Source organism: uncultured Campylobacter sp. (assembly GCF_938045625.1).
GTDB lineage: Bacteria > Campylobacterota > Campylobacteria > Campylobacterales > Campylobacteraceae > Campylobacter_A.
Genome location: NZ_CALIAV010000027.1, coordinates 1 through 17343 on the forward strand (window position 1 = coordinate 1; position 17343 = coordinate 17343).

19 protein-coding genes are annotated in these 17343 nt (G+C 46.2%); 5 read left to right on the plus strand and 14 right to left on the minus strand.

What is annotated here, in order from left to right; all coding sequences use genetic code 11:
- Nucleotides 1–476: 476 nt before the first annotated feature.
- From mnmA to aroQ, 11 genes are all read right to left on the minus strand, one after another.
- Nucleotides 477–1493 (minus strand): tRNA 2-thiouridine(34) synthase MnmA, encoded by a 1017-nt coding sequence (gene mnmA, locus Q0386_RS02650; RefSeq protein WP_299026694.1) that lies wholly within the window; start codon nt 1491–1493, stop codon nt 477–479.
- A 724-nt stretch (nt 1494–2217) separates the two neighbouring features.
- The gene (locus Q0386_RS02655; protein ID WP_299026697.1) at nt 2218–2814 is read right to left on the minus strand and encodes a TIGR00730 family Rossman fold protein; all 597 of its coding nucleotides are present in this window, start codon (nt 2812–2814) and stop codon (nt 2218–2220) included.
- A gap of 418 nt (nt 2815–3232) precedes the next feature.
- Nucleotides 3233–4066 (minus strand): flagellar motor switch protein FliY, encoded by an 834-nt coding sequence (gene fliY, locus Q0386_RS02660; protein ID WP_299026699.1) that lies wholly within the window; start codon nt 4064–4066, stop codon nt 3233–3235.
- A complete protein-coding gene (gene fliM, locus Q0386_RS02665) occupies nt 4059–5165 on the minus strand; it encodes a flagellar motor switch protein FliM (RefSeq protein WP_002947559.1) in 1107 nt (368 codons plus the stop codon). The genes fliY and fliM overlap by 8 nt, the downstream gene beginning before the upstream one ends.
- A complete protein-coding gene (locus tag Q0386_RS02670; RefSeq protein ID WP_299026702.1) occupies nt 5165–5860 on the minus strand; it encodes an RNA polymerase sigma factor FliA in 696 nt (231 codons plus the stop codon). Before Q0386_RS02670 ends, fliM begins: the two co-directional genes overlap by 1 nt.
- Nucleotides 5844–6197, minus strand: coding sequence for a hypothetical protein (locus Q0386_RS02675; protein WP_002947554.1), 354 nt, complete (start codon nt 6195–6197; stop codon nt 5844–5846). Before Q0386_RS02675 ends, Q0386_RS02670 begins: the two co-directional genes overlap by 17 nt.
- 15 nt (nt 6198–6212) lie before the next feature.
- Nucleotides 6213–7079 carry a MinD/ParA family protein gene (locus Q0386_RS02680; RefSeq protein WP_122874404.1) on the minus strand — a complete coding sequence of 289 codons (867 nt, stop codon included), beginning with the start codon at nt 7077–7079 and terminating at the stop codon, nt 6213–6215.
- On the minus strand, nt 7072–8484 hold the full coding sequence (gene flhF, locus Q0386_RS02685) for a flagellar biosynthesis protein FlhF (protein WP_299026706.1): 1413 nt from the start codon (nt 8482–8484) through the stop codon (nt 7072–7074). Before flhF ends, Q0386_RS02680 begins: the two co-directional genes overlap by 8 nt.
- 112 nt (nt 8485–8596) lie before the next feature.
- Nucleotides 8597–9097 (minus strand): 2-amino-4-hydroxy-6-hydroxymethyldihydropteridine diphosphokinase, encoded by a 501-nt coding sequence (gene folK, locus Q0386_RS02690; protein WP_299026709.1) that lies wholly within the window; start codon nt 9095–9097, stop codon nt 8597–8599.
- Nucleotides 9094–10119, minus strand: coding sequence for a M24 family metallopeptidase (locus Q0386_RS02695; RefSeq protein WP_299026712.1), 1026 nt, complete (start codon nt 10117–10119; stop codon nt 9094–9096). Before Q0386_RS02695 ends, folK begins: the two co-directional genes overlap by 4 nt.
- Nucleotides 10120–10131: 12 nt before the next feature.
- A complete protein-coding gene (aroQ, locus tag Q0386_RS02700) occupies nt 10132–10614 on the minus strand; it encodes a type II 3-dehydroquinate dehydratase (RefSeq protein WP_299026715.1) in 483 nt (160 codons plus the stop codon).
- A gap of 91 nt (nt 10615–10705) precedes the next feature.
- On the opposite strand from aroQ, the gene Q0386_RS02705 reads away from it, so the two are divergent.
- The 4 genes from Q0386_RS02705 to Q0386_RS02720 all read left to right on the plus strand — a co-directional run bounded on the left by Q0386_RS02705 (nt 10706) and on the right by Q0386_RS02720 (nt 13743).
- Nucleotides 10706–11932 (plus strand): metal-dependent hydrolase, encoded by a 1227-nt coding sequence (locus tag Q0386_RS02705; RefSeq protein ID WP_299026718.1) that lies wholly within the window; start codon nt 10706–10708, stop codon nt 11930–11932.
- A gap of 163 nt (nt 11933–12095) precedes the next feature.
- Nucleotides 12096–12965 carry a signal peptide peptidase SppA gene (gene sppA, locus Q0386_RS02710; protein WP_299026721.1) on the plus strand — a complete coding sequence of 290 codons (870 nt, stop codon included), beginning with the start codon at nt 12096–12098 and terminating at the stop codon, nt 12963–12965.
- Nucleotides 12966–12980: 15 nt separating this feature from the next.
- A complete protein-coding gene (locus tag Q0386_RS02715) occupies nt 12981–13250 on the plus strand; it encodes a hypothetical protein (protein ID WP_299026724.1) in 270 nt (89 codons plus the stop codon).
- 82 nt (nt 13251–13332) lie between these two features.
- Nucleotides 13333–13743, plus strand: a complete 411-nt coding sequence (locus Q0386_RS02720) for a hypothetical protein (RefSeq protein WP_299026727.1) — start codon at nt 13333–13335, stop codon at nt 13741–13743.
- A gap of 341 nt (nt 13744–14084) precedes the next feature.
- Here the strand turns inward: Q0386_RS02720 and thiF are convergent, their stop codons facing one another.
- The 3 genes from thiF to ribD all read right to left on the minus strand — a co-directional run bounded on the left by thiF (nt 14085) and on the right by ribD (nt 16928).
- Complete coding sequence (gene thiF / locus Q0386_RS02725) at nt 14085–14939, minus strand: sulfur carrier protein ThiS adenylyltransferase ThiF (protein WP_299026730.1); 855 nt, start codon at nt 14937–14939, stop codon at nt 14085–14087.
- Nucleotides 14940–15142: 203 nt separating this feature from the next.
- Nucleotides 15143–15760 carry a hypothetical protein gene (locus Q0386_RS02730; RefSeq protein ID WP_299026733.1) on the minus strand — a complete coding sequence of 206 codons (618 nt, stop codon included), beginning with the start codon at nt 15758–15760 and terminating at the stop codon, nt 15143–15145.
- Between the two features lie 79 nt (nt 15761–15839).
- Nucleotides 15840–16928 carry a bifunctional diaminohydroxyphosphoribosylaminopyrimidine deaminase/5-amino-6-(5-phosphoribosylamino)uracil reductase RibD gene (gene ribD, locus Q0386_RS02735; protein WP_299026736.1) on the minus strand — a complete coding sequence of 363 codons (1089 nt, stop codon included), beginning with the start codon at nt 16926–16928 and terminating at the stop codon, nt 15840–15842.
- Nucleotides 16929–17153: 225 nt separating this feature from the next.
- Here ribD and Q0386_RS02740 point away from each other — a divergent pair.
- Nucleotides 17154–17343: DUF3137 domain-containing protein (locus Q0386_RS02740; protein WP_299026739.1), on the plus strand; the 190-nt coding region annotated here is incomplete at its 3' end.

The window sequence follows — 17343 nt, forward strand, 5'->3', positions numbered from 1 at the left end:
ACTATATCCAGATAACTAACGCGTAATCTTAAGTGGAGCGGAGTTTTTCCGCTCCCTACGCTATACGACTAACGACTATCAACTCTATAGCCAATTTTACGCAAACATATCTAAATGTAACTCTTTTGGCAAATTTAAGCCTAACTACTAACCGAGCAATAATCTTTCGCGGTTAGTCTCTTAACGAGCATACAAATCAGTAAAACTAATTTTTACTCCACGAGGCCATAAGAGCACTTTTTCCACAAACCAAACCATACACAAAGCGATTGCCGATTTTAAAAAAAGCAAATTTTAGATCGCGAGTACTGGACTCCTAAAACTCGATTATTTATAAATTTAAGTGCATAAAAAATGTCGCCAAACAGTAAAATTTGAAGTTAAATTTGTAGATTTCGCCGAAACGCCGCTACCGCAAACGCCTCGGCAAGAGAGTCAAATTCGACCGCCCGAAGCGATCAAATTCAAGATAAAATTTACAGGATAAATCCGCTGCCGATAACCAGCTCGCCTCTATAAAATACTGCGAGCTGACCGCTAGCCACGCCAAACGCGCTCTGTTTTAGCTCGACCTCGGCCGTGCCGCCCTCTAGCACTTTTACGTGCGCGTTTAGCCCGATGCTGCGGTAGCGAACCTTCACGTCGCAGTCAAACTCGCTCTCGTCTATGAATAAATTTAGGCTATTTACAGCTATCTTACCGCGCTCAAGCTCCTCTTTGCTGCCCACGACGATGCGGTTATTTGCCGCGTCGATAGCGAGCACGAAATGCGGCTCGTGCGCCCCAAATACCTCAAATCCGCGCCTCTTGCCGATCGTGTAGCGCATGTAGCCGTTGTGCCGCCCGATCACGCGCCCAGAGCTATCGACCACGTCGCCGGGTAGATCCGTCTCGTAGTGCTTATTTAGCACCTCGATATAGGTATCCTCGACGAAGCAGATCTCACTGCTCTCGGCCTGCTCGCCGTATTCGCGAAAGTTCGGCAGAGATTTTGCCAGCTCTTTTATATCTTTTTTAAATTTATCCCCGAGCGGGAAAATCATATCGGCGATTATCTCTTTTGGTACCTGCGCGACGAAGTAGCTTTGGTCTTTGCTAGGATCGGCGGCGACTCTGATAAAGCCGTCTTGTACGCGGATATAGTGGCCTGTAGCGAGCTTTTCGCAGCCGATACTTTTGGCAAATTTTAGCAGCTCGCCGAATTTTATAAAGTGGTTGCAAAGCGCGCAGGGATTTGGCGTCTTGCCCTCTTTATAGGAGCTAACAAACGGCGTATAGACGTATCTGTCAAACTGCTCTTGTAAATCAAGCACGTGATAGGGGATGCCCAGATACCCGCACGCGCGGGCGACTTTATCGATATTTTTTTCATGATATCCGGGCTTTTTGTGTAGTTTCATATAGCAGCCCACGACCTCGTGACCCGCTTCTAGCAGCATTTTGGCGCTCATGGTGGAGTCGACGCCGCCGCTCATGGCCATTAGTATTTTCATTTCTCTTTCCTATTGTGAGGGCTTGTCTTTTTAGCGCTTTTTACGGAGTTTGTAAATTTTCGGCTCGATGAACCAGACGTTCTATCTACGCCGAAAATTTAACGCACAGCCGCAAAAATCATCTAAAAATACCGCGCTCTAAAGTTTTGTACTTTAAATTCAGCTTTAAAATTTACAAATCTCGCCCTAGCCCCACAATAAGGCAAATTCGTATAAATTCGGTGCGATTATATAAAAATTAGCTTAATGCGCTATAAATTTGTAAATCTAGGTTCGCAAGCAGGGTCAGCATTTATCTTTGCTTGGGTTTAAATTTTATGCGCCAAGACGATGTAGAATTTACAAACGGCGATGACGCGGTTAAATTTACCGAATTTGACGCAAAAGGCAAACATATCGGCAAATCCGCTTAAAAACACAAACCAAACCGCGCGAACAAATTTACAAAAACCAAAATTTAACGCCGTGCGCTAGATAAATGCAACCAGCAAATTTACCGACCGAATTTAACTAACCCTCAAGCCTTGCGGTATTTTAGAGCTTTAAATTTTCGCGTACCGTATGCGCCGTCGTCGTAGCGGCAAAAACAGTGGCAGTTAAGCGCCACCAAATTTGATGGCACTATACGGACAAAAACAAAGCAAAAAGCGCAATAGCAGCCCCGTCTCGCATCCCGTCAAACATCGCCAAATCCTTAAAATTCGTAAAATTTTAGCACGCTAATTTAGTTTAATATCCCCAAAATCTCGTTCCGCACAGTATCTAGATCATCGCTGATCGTATAAAGCGAAAGATCCTCCTCGCTGACGGCTTTTTCGCGTATCAGCGTGGTTTTGATGAAATCATCGAGCTTGCTCCAAAACTCGCTGCCGATGAGGAAAATTTTAGCTTTTTTGGCGCCGATTTGCGCGAGCACTAGGATCTCAAACAGCTCATCAAGCGTCCCAAAGCCGCCCGGAAACACCAAAAACGCGCTCGAGCGCTCGATAAGGGCAAATTTGCGAGCGGATAAATTTGAAAAAACGAAGTTGCTAGTGGCGTATTTATTCGTCACTTGCTCAAACGGAAGCACGATATTTAGGCCTATCGACGGACTTTTGCCGCTCTCGTACGCTCCCTTGTTCGCGGCCTCCATCACGCCAGGCCCGCCGCCGCTAACGACGGCAAAACCGCCGTCGGCAAGCTCTTTTGCGAGACTAAAGGCCATTTTACAGTATTTACTATTTTCGTCAAATCTGGCCGAACCGAAAAACGTAACGCTAGGATTTTTATAAGTCGCAAAATCCCTAAATTTGACCAGATCGTTTAAAATTTCATCCATTATTTCTCTTTTTCTTAGTTTAAATTTACGTGCTAGAGCTGCAAATAGCGGCTAAATTTACCACGCGAATCTAAAAGTAATGATATCCAAAACGGATTTAAAAACAAATGACGCATGATTAAATTTGAGATTAATTTTAGGTAGATTTCAAATTTGCAAAGCTATCAAAGCGGTTTAATTTTGCTCAAATTTGCTGGCAATTTTAGCGCTAAACGGCGCAAACTCGTAAGGCAAACCTATTTTAAAAGCACAAAACCGCCGCCTTAACCTTTAGCGCAAATTTATGCGGTGGTTTCTAAAAATGCGGCGGCTTGCAAATTTAGGTCTCCAAATTTGCTCGCGATTTCGTACTAAATTTGGCCGAATACGACTTGGTTTTAAAAAGCGCCCCAAGGCGGAATTCGTCCAATTTTAGCCCTTAACGTAGCTGCTCGAGGCGCTCTTTTTTCGTGCCGATCTGAGTGATCTGGATGCCGAAGTTGCCGTCCACGATGACGACCTCGCCTAGGGCTACGACCTTGTCGCTGATCAAAATCTCAAGCGGGTCGTTTGCGAGCTGATTTAGCTCGATGACCGAGCCTATGTCCATCGTGAGCACGTCTTTTAGTAGCATTCTTTTTGAGCCGATACGTACGTGAAGCGGCAGGCGCACATCCATTATGAGCCCGATATTTCGCATTTCATCGATGCTTAAATCGCCTTTTGCGGGGGTTGCTTGCTGGGCTGGTTCTTTGTGATCTTTATTTAAAAATTTCACCAATGCAAAATCAAGCACTATGGCGATTTGCTCGCTGACGTCTCCGATTTTAACGGAATAGACGTATATTTTTTCAAACGCGTTCAAATCAAAATTTGCGCTCTCGTCGAGGAAATTTACTTTCGCGACCTCGAAATTTAGCTTCGGCATGCCTTTTTGCGCGCCAAGGCTCGTGGAAAACGCGCCCATGATATTTGAAAACACCTCTTTAGCGGCATCAAGCTCGTCCTCGTTTAGATTTTCGTTGCGCGAGATCTCTTCTTCTCCGAGCATCCATTCGCCGATCGCGCTCATCAGTACCGGCGTGGCTACTAGTATCATCTTTGCCGTCGTATCGCCGCTAACGGCTATGTTTGCAACGGCTAGAGGCGGCTTTATGCCTTCTTGCTTAGGAGCGTCGTATTCGTTTCTCTCGCCTATTTCAGGCGTCCTACCCGTTAGCCCTTCGACCGTAGCCTTTACCTCGTTTACGAAAATTTTAAAAAAATCATTCATTGTTTTCATCCTCGCCTAATATATCGTCGTCTTCGTACTCATCCTCGTGCTCTGTGCTCATGAGTTTTGCTCTGCGCTCTTCTTCATACTGCTCGAGGATATTTTTGATCTCGTCTTTGTCGCTTCTGATTAGCTCTTCTATACGGATAGATTTTCTAAATCTATGCAGCCCGACCTCAGCCAAAAATACCTCTTTTTTATCGATCGTTACGATAGCCTTGTCGTTTGCCGAGCGGTCAAGACGCAGTATGTCGCCCTCTTTTAAATTTAAAAACTCGTTTACGCTAACGATACTTTTACCCAGTATCGCCTCATACAGCACCTCGGCGCGCCCGATCAGCGTTTTTAGCTCTTTGTTTCGGCTCTTTTTCGCGCTCGTTTCGCCAAGCATTATGTCGCGGTTGGCTAGACGGCTTAAGATCGGCTCGAGGTATATGACCGGATAGCAGATATTTATCATGCCGCTTGAGTTACCTACGATGATCTCCATGACGACCATTATCACGATCTCGTTTTGGCTTACGATTTGCACGACGTTTGGGCTACTTTCTTTAGCCTCGACGTTTGGGTACATATCGGTGATCATCGACCAGCTCTCTTTTAGGCGCTGCATCATCATTCTTAGGATTGCGTCGAGCAAATTTACCTCGATATCGGTTAGCTCCCTGCTAGTCTCAAAGCCCTCGCCGTTACCGCCTAGCAAGCGATCTATCATCGGAAACGCGATGCTTGGGTTTATCTCCAAAACGCAGTTTCCGTCAAGCGGCTTGATCGAAAAGACGTTAAAGCTAGTAGGGCTCGGCAAACTCATCAAAAACTCGCCGTACGTCATCTGATCGACGCTGTGCAGACGGATCTCCACGATACTTCTCATAACGCTTGAAATTTGAGAAGCCAAATTTCTCGCAAGCTTGTCGTGTATGCCCTTTATCGCGCGCAGTTGTTCCTTGCTGACGCGGTTTGGGCGTTTAAAATCGTAAATTATTACCTGCTGCTGTTCTTCTTTTTTTGATTTTTCGCCGATAGATTCGCTAGCATCGTCGTCGTCCACGACTTCTAGTAGCGCGTCTATCTCTTCTTGACTTAAAATGTCCGCCATTATTTACCCTCAAGCTTTTTTCTTATTTTTTCCATCAAACGCTTATGTATCTGCGAGATCCTACTCTCGGTAATCTGCAAAATTTCGCTGATCTCCTTTAAACTCAGCTCTTCGTAATAATAAAGCTGTACGATGAGCTGATCGCGCTCCTCAAATTCGTTTAAAATTTGAGTTATCTTTTCTATCAAATCCTCTTTTTCGACCCGTTCTAGCGTATTCTCCTCGCTCATTAGCTCCATTTGATCGTCGATGTTTAGGACGGCGACGACGGCGCTCACGTTTCTTGCTTCGCTTACTTTTTCTACGTCGACACCTAGCTTGCCTGCGATATACGCATCGTCGGGTTCGCACTCAAATTTATTAAAATACTCATTTACTAAAGCCTCGATAGACTTTACCAAAGTACGGTCCGAGCGGCTAACCACGTCAAGTCCGCGCAAAAAATCAAGCATCGCGCCGTAAACTCGCTTTTGCGCGTAGCCCCAAAAGGAGTCGTTTTGCTCTTTGTCGTATTTTCTGGAGAGCTTTACCATCTCCTCCAGCCCAGCGCCGATCAGGTCGCTAACGTCGATATGAGCGGGCAAACGCTCCTTTAGCCTAAAAGCCATCGCGCGAAGAGCGGGCGTGTAGGCTAGCACGACCTCGTCTTGTTCTTTTTTTAAATTTGAGGCATAAGGATTATGCGGCTTTTGCATTTCTTTCGCCATTTTTACCTAGCGCTTGTTTTATTAGGATATTTTCGCTAGCTAGCTTACTTAATATATTATCTATACGCTTTTCTCTAAGAGCTAGTTCGCCGATAAGATAATCAGCCGTTTGCTCGTATTGCTCTTTATCAAATCTCTTTTTAAGAGATAATCTTACGTCGATATAGTTCATTATGATAACGTGAATCACGAGATAAAAGAAAAACGTAATCACGAAAGTATAAAGCAACATCTGTATCGGGTCGCTTAACTTTAACGCCGAAAAAACGACTCCCGTAAAAAATCCGCAAACAGTAAAAAATGCTATAAAATTTTCCGCTTTCAAAACTAAATCCTAAATTTAAAATTGCTCAATCATGCGCCTAAAAAAGGCACTAAAGCTATTGACTTGACCATCTTTAAGCACTTTTTGTTCCAATCTCGAAATAAGCCTTTGAGCTATCTGATTCAACTCCAAGCTCGGCAGACAAAATTCGCTATCGTCGGTAAAAAGCGTACGCTGTTTTATGCTCTTTGAGACGCTTTTATCCTCGCTAATAGCGCCTAAAAACTCCAAATTTAACGGATTTTCGATATTTGCCTTGGCTACTTTTTGAATATGCTCAAATATCCTCATTGCCTCTTTTTCGTTTTTCACCATGTTAAAAACCATCAAAAGATTGTCTTTATCTTTTGAAGTGATTTTTATAACGGCATAGGCATCCGTTATCGCTGCAGGATCGGGCATAGTAACCACCACGACCTCGTCTGCCGCCTCTAAAAATAGCCGCGTGTTTCCGCCTATACCCGCGCCCGTGTCGATGATGATAAAATCAAGCCCGTCAAGGTTCGCCGACTCGGCAAAAAACTGCTCGCACAAAAATTGATTGTTAAATTTTAATATTTCCTCGCCGCTTTCGCCAGGAATCAGCGTCAAATTCGGCTTTATCTCGATCAAAATATCTTTTAAGGAACATTCGCCTTTTAGTACGTGGAGCAAATTTTTATTAACGCGCACGTTTAAGATGACATCTAAATTCGCTAGCCCGATATCCGCATCAAAAAGAGCAACTCTATACCCGCTTTTGGCCAAGACGTTAGCCAAATTTGCGCTTATGGTGCTTTTACCTACTCCGCCCTTGCCGCTAGTTACAGCGATAAAATACGTAGTTTTTGCCTTGGCTTGGGCGGCCACTATGCCTTTTAGTTTCTCGGCCTGATTACTCATTATGTTCCTTGCTAAATCCCTCTAATACGCAGCTTACTAAAAATTCGCTCTTTGCTACCAAGATATCGTCCGGCACCTCCTGGCCGACGGAGAAAAAACTAACCGGTTTATTCGTCTCGTAAACTAGCGAAAATACATTGCCGAAAATCTTCGTCTCGTCAAATTTGGTAATAATCAGGGTATCGATGTCAAGAAAGCTAAAACCGTTGTAAATTTCAAGCATATCTTCGATCTTTGCCCCGGCCGATAGCACCAGATGCACGTCTATGTGCGTATCCGTACTTTTTATAAACTTTTCTAGCCTTGATAGCTTTTCTTTATCGTACTGCGAGCTGCCCGTGGTGTCTATGAGGATAACCTCGCAGTGATTTAGCTGCTTTAGTGCGTTTTTAAAATCATCAACTTCGATAACGTCAAGGATCGGTAGCTTCATCATCTTTGCGTATTGAAACAGCTGCTCGACCGCCCCGATACGGTAGGTATCAAGCGTGATGATGCCCGTTTTTGCACGCTTACCGTCTCCATAAGCAAATCTTGCAGCAAGTTTAGCTAGAGTCGTGGTTTTACCAACTCCCGTAGGCCCTACTAGCATCATTATCTTTTGTTTTCTATCGTCCTCTTCGCTCCTGCACGGCAGCATCTTTCTAAGCAGCGAGCTAAAATATCTCCTAACCGCGGTCGGATTAGCCTTCATCTGAGGCGACATATTTTCCACGGTTATTTTCATTATTTGCTCTAGGTGCTCTTCTTTCATGCCGCTATTTTTGGCATCTTTGTAGATGCCGGCAAACTCGGGCGGTATGCTTAGGTTGTTTCTAGCACCCGCTCGCTCCTCCCAAAACATATCGGCTATCATATTTACTTTTTCGCTTAGCATACTCACCTGCCTTGCGACGTCGTCGATCTTTTTATCGTAGTTTTGATCTTGGCGGCTAGGCATAGTTTCTATATTTGCTATTTGGCTTATCTCCTTTGCGGCTTTTGAGATGTTTAGGAGTATGTCCTCGCCGCTGTTTTGAACGGTTTTGTAGTTTTGATTTTGCGAGGCTGAGCTCGTGGAGTTTTGGCTAAAATTTGCCGCAGCTAAAGCGCTTTGAGCTTCGACTTCAAAAAGCTCGCGCTCGTCTAAAATGATCTTTTGCGGCCTTTCCTCTTTTTTTGCTGCCTGAGCGCGCAAAAACTCATCGTAGCCTTTTAAATTTTGCTTTTGCGGCTGATTTTTTTTCTGCTCGCTCGCGTCCTCTTCGACGCTAACTAAAATTTCATAAAGAGGCTTTTTGTTTATCGTCTTTGGCTGAATTTGCTTCGTCGTTACCAAGATCGCCCTCTCGCCGCACTGAGCCTGAGCCTTTTTTAGCGCCTCCATACTGCTCTCGCCGGTAAACGTATAAAACTTCGTCGCCAAATCTTCTCCTTCGTTTCTCGCTAAATTTAGCCGCCTTTAGCCCAAATCGTCGCGGCAAAGGCTATGCATTTTCCGTTCCCGCTTCAAATTTAGGCTTTGTGGCCGCTAAATCTTAAAATCTCACTCCGCTTTTATAAACGCGCCTCATCGTCCCAAGCGGCAAAATCACGCTAGCCCTGCTTTGCGCGCCGGGGTGGGGCAACCTAAGCCGCGCGTCGTTTCTACTTCGTCCGCTAAAATACAAAATATCTATATCAAGCGTCCTGGGCGCGTTTTTAAAGCTTCGCACGCGTCCGAAACGCCTTTCTAAATTTGCCGTTATTTTTAAAATTTGCCTCGCGGCAAGGCTCGTTTGCACAAGCATTACGGCATTTGTAAAATCAGCCTGCTCTTTAAACCCAAACGCCTCGTTGATAAGGAGGGCTGAGTTTTCTACGACATGAAACCTACTGTCTCGGCTGAGTTTAAAATGCAGCCGACAAAAGCGCTTTTTCACGTCGCCGATATTACCGCCCAGCCCCAAAATAACGCTATTTTTAAAACCAGGTCTAAAATCAAAAACCTTCGGGAAAAAGAGGCATTTGCTAAACCGTCTCACCCCCGCTACCCTCATAAAATTTCGACTCCGTTTTCGCGCACGACCACGACGTCCTCGATACGCACGCCAAACTCGCCGGGTAAGTAAATCCCGGGCTCCACGCTAAAAACCATCCCCTCTTTTAGCACGGTATCTCCGCGCTTTGAGATAAACGGAAGCTCATGGATATCGATTCCCACGCCGTGTCCAGTGCTGTGAAAAAACGCCTCGCCGTAACCCTGAGCGGCGATAAAATCCCTAGCCGCCGCGTCGATCTCGCACGCCTTTTTGCCGGGCATAACCGCTGCGATCGCCAGAGCCTGAGCCTCTTTTACGATTTCGTAAATTTCTTGGCGCTTGGCGTTTTTAAAATTTTGCTCTTTGCCGAAGTTAAAATTTTCATCAAAGCACGCCGTACGCGTCCTATCGGAGCAGTAGCGGCTAAATTTAACCCCCGCGTCCAGTAGGAGCAAATCACCCCGACGCAGCCGCTTTTTACTGGGCAATGCGTGCGCTTTAGCGGCGTTTTCGTTGATCGCGACGATAGGCGAAAAGCTAAGCGCGAGCTCGCCCTTTTTCTTAAAGATAAGCTCGGCGTTAAAAAACAGCTCCTCTTCGCTCATGCCTTCGCCGCTATAGCGCACGAACGCGGCAAATTCGTCAAATCTTTCCGCACCAAGCTGCGCCGCGCGTTTTAAAATTTTTATCTCGTCTTCTGATTTTACTATGCGCGAAATTTGCGAAAAATTCGCCCGCGCCTTAAATCTTATCCCAAGCCCCTTGCTTAGGGCTTCCCACTCTCCCGCGCTAAAATCGTACGGGTTATAGCTAAGCTCCTTTACGCCCGCCTTTCGCAAAAACAGCCGCGCGTCTTTTATCAAATTTCGCTCAGCCTCGATCACTTCGGTACCTTTGCAAAGCTCGCGCGCCTCGATGCTATAACGCGCGTCGGTGAGGAAAAATTTGCGCCCCGCGAGACTTAAAAATATCGCGTTGTCGCAGCTGTATCCGCACTCGTAGTAAACGGCGTTTTCGTCCTTTAGGATAAAATTTTTCAACTTCGTCCTATCTTACTCCGCTTTTTCTCTAGCGGCCCTTAGAGCTTTTATCTGCTCGAAAATTTGTAAAATCGCGATCATAGCTAGGTGGTAGCCCACAGGCCCAAAGCCCACGATCTGCCCCGCAGTTACCGGCGCTATGAGGCTTTTTTGGCGGAATTCTTCGCGGCGGTGGATGTTGCTGATATGCACCTCGATGACCGGGAGGCCGACGGCTGCGATAGCGTCGCGGATCGCGATAGATGTGTGCGTGTAGGCGGCAGGGTTTATGATGATGCCGTCAAATTCGCCGAAGCACTCTTGGATCTTATCCACTAGCTCGCCCTCGAAATTGCTCTGAAAAAACTCGATCTCGATGCCGTTTTGCTCGGCAAAAAGCTTCATCTGCGCGTGGATATCCTCCATCTTCATTGAGCCGTAGATATCGGTCTCGCGCGTGCCCAGCATGTTGATATTCGGGCCTTGGATGACCATTAGTTTAGATTTTGTTTCCATTTTTAGCCTTTTAAAAGATTTAAATTTAGCCTTGATTATACATTTTTTAAGCTAAATTTTCGCTACAATCACGAAAAATAGGAGCTTAAAAATGATCATCGTTAAACCGAAATTTACAATACCGTGCGACGAAAATTTTACCGTTTTAGAGGACGCAGCGGTCGCCTTTGATGAGCGTATCCATGCCGTTGGCGAGGCTGAGCAGCTGCGCAAAAGATACCCTAACGCGCGGTTTTTCGAGTATCCAGACGCCGTTTTGGCGCCGGCTTTTATCAACCCGCACGTGCATCTGGAGTTTAGCGCGAACAAAACCAGCCTCGTTTACGGCGATTTTTTAGAGTGGCTAAGCTCCGTTATCGCCTCTCGCGGCGCGCTCTCGCAGGCGGCAAACGACGCCGTCATCGCCTCTGCGATAAAAACCATGCAGCGTAGCGGCGTAGCGAGCTTCGGAGCGGTTTCTAGCTTTGGCGGAGATTTAGACGCGTGCGCGAACTGCGGCGGCAGAGTCGTGTTTTTTAATGAAATTTTGGGCACTAACGAAGCCGCACTGGAGCAAAGCTTGGCAAATTTTACCGCCCGATTTAAAGCGTCTCTAGAGCGCAAAAGCTCGCTTTTTACGCCTGCAATTTCGGTGCATTCGCCCTACTCCACGCACCCTGATTTAGCCGCTGCGGCGCTAAATTTAGCCCGCGAGCAGAACTTGGTCGTCTCGACGCATTTTATGGAAAGCCGTCACGAAAAAAGCTGGCTAGAGCAAGGCGCTGGCGGCTTTAAAGAGTGGCTGGGCAAATTTAACCCAGCCGCGCGCCCGCTTTATACGCCAAGCTCGTTTGTAGCGATGTTTGCTGGCGTTCGGACTCTTTTTACGCACTGCGTTTGGGCGGATGATTTTTCGGGCTTTGACCGCGAGTTTCACAGTCTCACGCACTGCGCGGTTTCAAACAGGTTACTTAGCAAACGCACGCTAAATTTACGCGCCGCGCTAGATGCGGATGTGAGCGTAAATATCGGCACGGACGGGCTTAGCTCAAATATGAGCCTAAATTTCCTCGACGAGCTGCGGGCAAATTTACTCATTCACGCGGATTTTGATCCGCTAGAGCTTGCTAAAATTTTACTTCTAGCCTCGACTAAAAACGCCGCAAGCGCGCTAAATTTAGAAGCAGGCGAGATAAAAGAGGGCAAGCTAGCCGACCTCGCGCTATACGGCGGTTTTGCAGACGCTGACGCGGCGCAGCTACCACTCATGCTCATTTTGCACGCAAAGGGCTGCGAGCGGCTATTTGTTGGCGGCGCAGAGGTAAATTTAAACGATTGAGCCGAATTTGCGGTTTAGACTTTGGCGTGGCAAAAACAAAAATGCCAAATTTAAGCTCAAATTTGAGGCTCGTTTCTCAAATCCAGCCCGCTAGCTAAATTTATAAATTTAAATGGTAAAATGCGCCCGAATTTCACGAAAACGATAAATTTAAAGGAAAAAAATGGGATTTTTGAGGTTTATTTTTGCGCCGATCGCGGCGATTTTTAGGTTCATAAACACGTATTTTAAGGCGATGCTGTTTTTGCTCATCGTGTTTTTAATATTTTTTAGCGGCAAAGGCGAGAGCGTAAATCCGCCAAATCTAACACAGATCAACCTCTCAGGCGCGATCATGGACGCAAACGAGGCGCTAGAAAAGATCGAGGCTGCGCGCAAGGACGCCAACATCAAGGGCGTACTGCTTTATATCGATAGCCCGGGCGGTGCGCTGGCGCCTAGCGTCGAGCTGCACCTCGCGGTAAAAAATCTACGCGCCAAAAAGCCCGTAGTCGCGTATGCGGGTGGGTCGATGACGAGCGGGAGCTACTATGCGGGCGCGGGCGCGGACAGGATTTTGGCAAATCCGGGCGCGTTTATCGGCTCGATCGGCGTGATAATGCAAGGCGCCGACGCCAGCGAGCTAGCGGCTAAAATAGGCGTCTCGCAGCAAGTCGTAAAAGCGGGCGAGTATAAAGAGGCGGGGACATTTCTGCGCCAGTGGAGCAAGATCGAGCGCGAGCAGTTGCAAGAGCTCGTAAACGCTAGCTACGAAATGTTCGTAAGCGACGTGGCGGCGGATAGAAATCTAGACGCAAACAAAAGCAAAGAGTGGGCAAACGCGCGGGTATTTTTGGCTCGCGATGCGGCAAAACTCGGGCTCATCGACGAGGTGAGCGATTATTATTCGGCGCGCGCCGAGCTAGAAAAGCTAAGCGGCGTGGCCGAGCCCGTCTGGGAAAAGCCGTCCGTCTACGAAAAAGCGATGCAAAAATTTATAAATCAAGGCGCAAACTCGCTAATCTCGGCGTTTTTTGAAGCTAAGGCGAGGTAAATTTAAAGACGCAACGTGAAAATAATCTCGAAATTTAAAGACAACTACGACTTTATGGTCTCAAAATATGGCCTTGACGAGACGCTAGTCTATGACCGCAGAAACTCGACTCCGGTAAGCGCGGATAAGCTATGGAAGTTAAACAAAATAGATCAAATAGATTTTGAGCGAAAACTGGGCGGATACCGATTTGCGGGCGGTAAATTTATAAATTTAAACAAAACCGACATCAACGATGTGCCGCGCCTGCTACACTCTATCATCTTTATAGGTATTTATAGGTAAAAAATTAGTTCATATTTTCGCCGCTGATGGCAAGATCTATACCAGCCTCGATCTAAAAGAAACCGATAACAAAACTGGGATCTTGACGTTTAACAACGATTTTCGCGCCTATCCCGTTTCGCAGTTTTGGCAGATAGGCGATCGCGCCACGAGAGAGGATATTTTACTTGGCACAAAGTACCATCTAGATGCCCTCTGCGATAAGTCGCTAAAAAATACCGCCCAAAACGATACGACGATAAATAGCGACAAAATTTTAAATGCGCCAATCGTGCTTTTTAAAAAAACGAAAACTACCGACTTTGTAGCGATAAATCCGCAACTTAGCGCTATGGGGCTTTATCTGGATGCTGATTTCGTCTGGCAAAGCTTAGTAGAGTTTTTATCCGCCAAAAAGGACGCCTCCGCCCCAGTAGGCGCAATCCCAAACGATATAAAAATCGCCAGCAAGGGCTTTGACGTAAAACGCTCGTTTCGTCCGAAGATAAAGTAGCGTAGGTAAAATTTGACTTCTTGCGAGGCAGGCGCATATTTGGACTAAATTTTACGATAAAATTTCAAACTAAACTTCGGTGTAGCCAGCCAAACGCAAACGACTAGCAATAGACCTGGCGGGTAAATTTGGTCAAATTTTATATAAATTAGACCAAATTTACAAATCTTGCATACGATAAATAACCGATTTTAAAGCCAAATTTGACGCTGCATAAATGCAAACTCTCAACTTTATCGCAACGAAATTTCCTCAAATTTAACGCAATCAAAAACTCGCCAAAGCCAAATTTAAGCGCAAATTAAAAATGCCAAACCTCTCGCTAAACGTCGCCGTCAAATTTAAACCTCCTCAAGCCCCATCAAAAGCCTGATAGCAAGGTTTGCCTCGTGATTTGCGCAGATCGCCACGCGCGCGGCCATGAGCCCCTGCCCTACGCCTGCGGCATTTTGCAGGTCGCCGCACAGATAGACGTTTCGCGCAAATTTGACCGTTTTTATGAGATTTGAGCTAAAGTAGCCCGCCATACCGGACGCGCCGACGATCTTTTTGTCCCGCAGGCTAGCTCCTGCCTCGTTTACCATCATCGCCTTGCCCGCGACGTTGTCAAATGCTTCGCAGATAACGCCGCACGGCGCGAAAATCTCGGCGACGTTGGCCGCAGTTAGCGTCACGTCGTGCGTCACGACCTCGACGAATGGATTTACCTCAGCGATGAGCTCTTTTAGGGCGTCCGTCTTTTTCATGCCGATGTGGCGGACGAAGTACTGCTGGCGGTTTAGGTTGCTAGGCTCCACGACGTCAAAGTCGGCCAGCACGAGCTTGGCGACTCCCGTGCGGGCTAGGCTTAGCGCGATATTTGAGCCAAGACCGCCAAGTCCCGCCACGCCCACGCAGCCGCTAGCTAGCGCCGCATTTAGCTCGGGGCTGTTTCTGGAGGCGATCATGGCTTTTAGCACTTCGCGCCCGGGCATCACGCCGCGCCTGATAAATACGACGTTTGCGCCATCTTTTAGTTCCAAATTTTCCTTCGTCGCAAAACCGTCTAGGATAAAGATATCAGGCTCGCTCGCGTTAAATTTAGCTAGAAATTTATACATCTCGCCGTTTTTGTCGCCTAGAGCCTCGTTTTTTAGCTCCTCCATCGTGTTTGCCGCGACCTTAAATTTCGCTCCGTTTAGCGTTATCTCTTTCATTTTTCTCCTTTAAATTTACAAAATCATAGCGCAAATTTATAAAATATTTCGTTAAAAAGTCGGCATAGTCGCGTTTTTAAATATTTGCGTAATCTACCGTACGCAAAATACTGGCGCTAGCTTTATCTTAAATTTTAGGTTTTGCCGTTTGCTTTTATATAAGATAAACGTAACTACCAACGGAAGAAAAAGCAAAACAAGCACTATAAAAATCTCAAAAAACTTATACCCCGATTTAACACAAGTGCCAACACCCCCGTAAAAGCTAAAAAGCCAGTAATTACAAAAGCAACGCCGAAAACAGTTTTTTTAAGCGGCGACATAACGGCTTTATTCCATTCGTCTTTAATATCCTCATAGCTTTTTTGGCGTTTTTCAGCTATGATTTGCAAGATGGCTTCATTAGGATTCGTTTCGGCGTGCGCCTTGCTTAGTATTTCGTCTATTTCAAACGCCAGATCTGTCAGCCGTTCACGCCTTTTGGAAGATAACGCCCCAGAAAAATTTATCTTTTGAATTTCGAGCCCTATTTCTTTTTGTATCTCTATAAGTCTGTCAAATAATGCGTTATTTTCGCTTCTTTTGAAAAAATCAGAGCTATTTAGGCCAAAATCGCAACTTGAGGCGTATGTTATAGTTTTTACGTTGTATCCGCATCTTTGTAAAAAATCGCCTAGGCAAAATTGGGAGACCTGAGCTACATTTTTTAAAAATTGTTCCTTTTTAGCCGCGGCTATCTGCGCCTGTGTCATCTTTTTTGCCCCAAAGCTTTGACTTGAATAAATCCTAAAGCCGCCGCCAAGACTTTTGCTAAAACTCAATCGCATATAAATCTCCTTGTTTTAATCCAATATTGCATATAAGAAACTTAAAAAATATAGTCAATTTTTTGAAACAAATTTATAGATCTCGCTCAAATTTATACCACCCGTAAACGTCGCTCTCAAGCTCGCCGTGAAATAGCGGCTTTAGCTTTAAATTTATCCTTACTGCGGGTGCGTCCAAAAGCTCGCTCGAGTGGTAGAGTAGCAGCCATTTTACGCGTTCATCTAGGGCTTTTAGCGCGTTTTCGCCGCCCTCAAACATCGTTAAACGCGGCGCAAAGGCTTCGTTTATATCACTCGTTATGCGCACGCTCCTGCCCTCCACGCCAAACAGCGGTATAGTCGCGTCAAACCCCCGCTCGCGCGAGTAGATCATCACGTTTGGATTTTTGCCGCCCTCTATCAGCCTAGTATCGATCCTCGGGCGGTCGGCGCGGACGGTGGCGCCGCCGATAACTAGCAGCTCGGCTGCGCTGCGCAGACGGTGAGAGTGCGTGCGGCTGGCTAAATTTGAGATAATCTTGCTCTGCGCGGTGCCGACTGCGACGCCGTTTGCACTAAGGGCGAGCTTAAAAAAGCTAAAATTCCCCCTCTGCCACGCTAGAAACGGCTCTACTAGCTCATCCGCCTCACGCCTTAGCACGCCAAATTTGACCGCTAGCCCGCCGCTTTGCAAGATGTGCGCGCCGCCGCTTGCTACGGCGTTTTCGTCGCCTCTAGCGATGACGACTTCGGCAAATTTTAGCCGACTTAAAAGCTCGGCGCAAGGCGGAGTTTTGCCGCGGTGAGCGCATGGCTCGAGCGTCACGTAGGCCTTGGCGCCTTTTAGCAGATTGCCGTGATTTTGCAGGATGTATTCGTAGGTGAAATTTGGCTCCAAGTCCGCATTTTCAAGCTCGGCTACGTTTTTAAATTTGATACCCGAAGCCGCGTTGTAGTCTCGTAAAAAATCCCTTAAAAACGCCTCGCTTTTTTCGCAGAGCGCCAATAAAATCGCGCTTGGCTCGGCGTGTAAAAAGCCCGCTCTTTTATGCGCGGCGATTGAAAGTAGTCTGCCGCCGGCGTCTAAAATCGCACAACCGACGGCGGGATTTGGGTAGGTTAAAATTTGAAACTCCCAAGCCTTTTTAATCGCTAGAGACATGTAAAATTCGTCGTTTATCATTGCCTTTGCCTAGTTAAATTTTGGGGTATTATACTAAAATTTGCGCGGCTAGTTTTTAAATTTAACGCCCCGTTTTACTAGCCCGTCCTTCCAGATCTGCGCCTTTACGGCGTAAATTTCGCTCCAAACAATATCAAATTAATCTCACGAAGTCATGTGTATCATAAACTATGAGAAGCTTTCAGTTTCCGAGTGATAATTTTTGCGTAGGAGACGATAAAGGATATGCAGGCATTCAGCGGCTCGATCTTGGCCTGCGAGTTTTACAAGAAATTTAGCGGTCAAACGATAGTGGAAAGCCTCACGCTAAATACTAAATTTTTAGGAGAAAAAGAGCAGATAGACGATACTCTTTTTAATGATGAATTTAGAGTTTTTACGGACGACAAGGTCGAGGCGAGATATCTTTTGACGC

Excerpts from the sequence above, each read along its gene's own strand:
- aroQ (WP_299026715.1), bottom strand. The coding sequence starts at position 10,614 with ATGGAAACAAAATCTAAACTAATGGTCATCCAAGGCCCGAATATCAAC.
- mnmA (WP_299026694.1), bottom strand. The coding sequence starts at position 1,493 with ATGAAAATACTAATGGCCATGAGCGGCGGCGTCGACTCCACCATGAGC.
- thiF (WP_299026730.1), bottom strand. The coding sequence starts at position 14,939 with ATGAAAGAGATAACGCTAAACGGAGCGAAATTTAAGGTCGCGGCAAAC.
- Q0386_RS02705 (WP_299026718.1), top strand. The coding sequence starts at position 10,706 with ATGATCATCGTTAAACCGAAATTTACAATACCGTGCGACGAAAATTTT.
- Q0386_RS02680 (WP_122874404.1), bottom strand. The coding sequence starts at position 7,079 with ATGAGTAATCAGGCCGAGAAACTAAAAGGCATAGTGGCCGCCCAAGCC.
- sppA (WP_299026721.1), top strand. The coding sequence starts at position 12,096 with ATGGGATTTTTGAGGTTTATTTTTGCGCCGATCGCGGCGATTTTTAGG.
- Q0386_RS02655 (WP_299026697.1), bottom strand. The coding sequence starts at position 2,814 with ATGGATGAAATTTTAAACGATCTGGTCAAATTTAGGGATTTTGCGACT.
- fliM (WP_002947559.1), bottom strand. The coding sequence starts at position 5,165 with ATGGCGGACATTTTAAGTCAAGAAGAGATAGACGCGCTACTAGAAGTC.
- folK (WP_299026709.1), bottom strand. The coding sequence starts at position 9,097 with ATGAGGGTAGCGGGGGTGAGACGGTTTAGCAAATGCCTCTTTTTCCCG.
- fliY (WP_299026699.1), bottom strand. The coding sequence starts at position 4,066 with ATGAATGATTTTTTTAAAATTTTCGTAAACGAGGTAAAGGCTACGGTC.
- Q0386_RS02670 (WP_299026702.1), bottom strand. The coding sequence starts at position 5,860 with ATGCAAAAGCCGCATAATCCTTATGCCTCAAATTTAAAAAAAGAACAA.
- ribD (WP_299026736.1), bottom strand. The coding sequence starts at position 16,928 with ATGATAAACGACGAATTTTACATGTCTCTAGCGATTAAAAAGGCTTGG.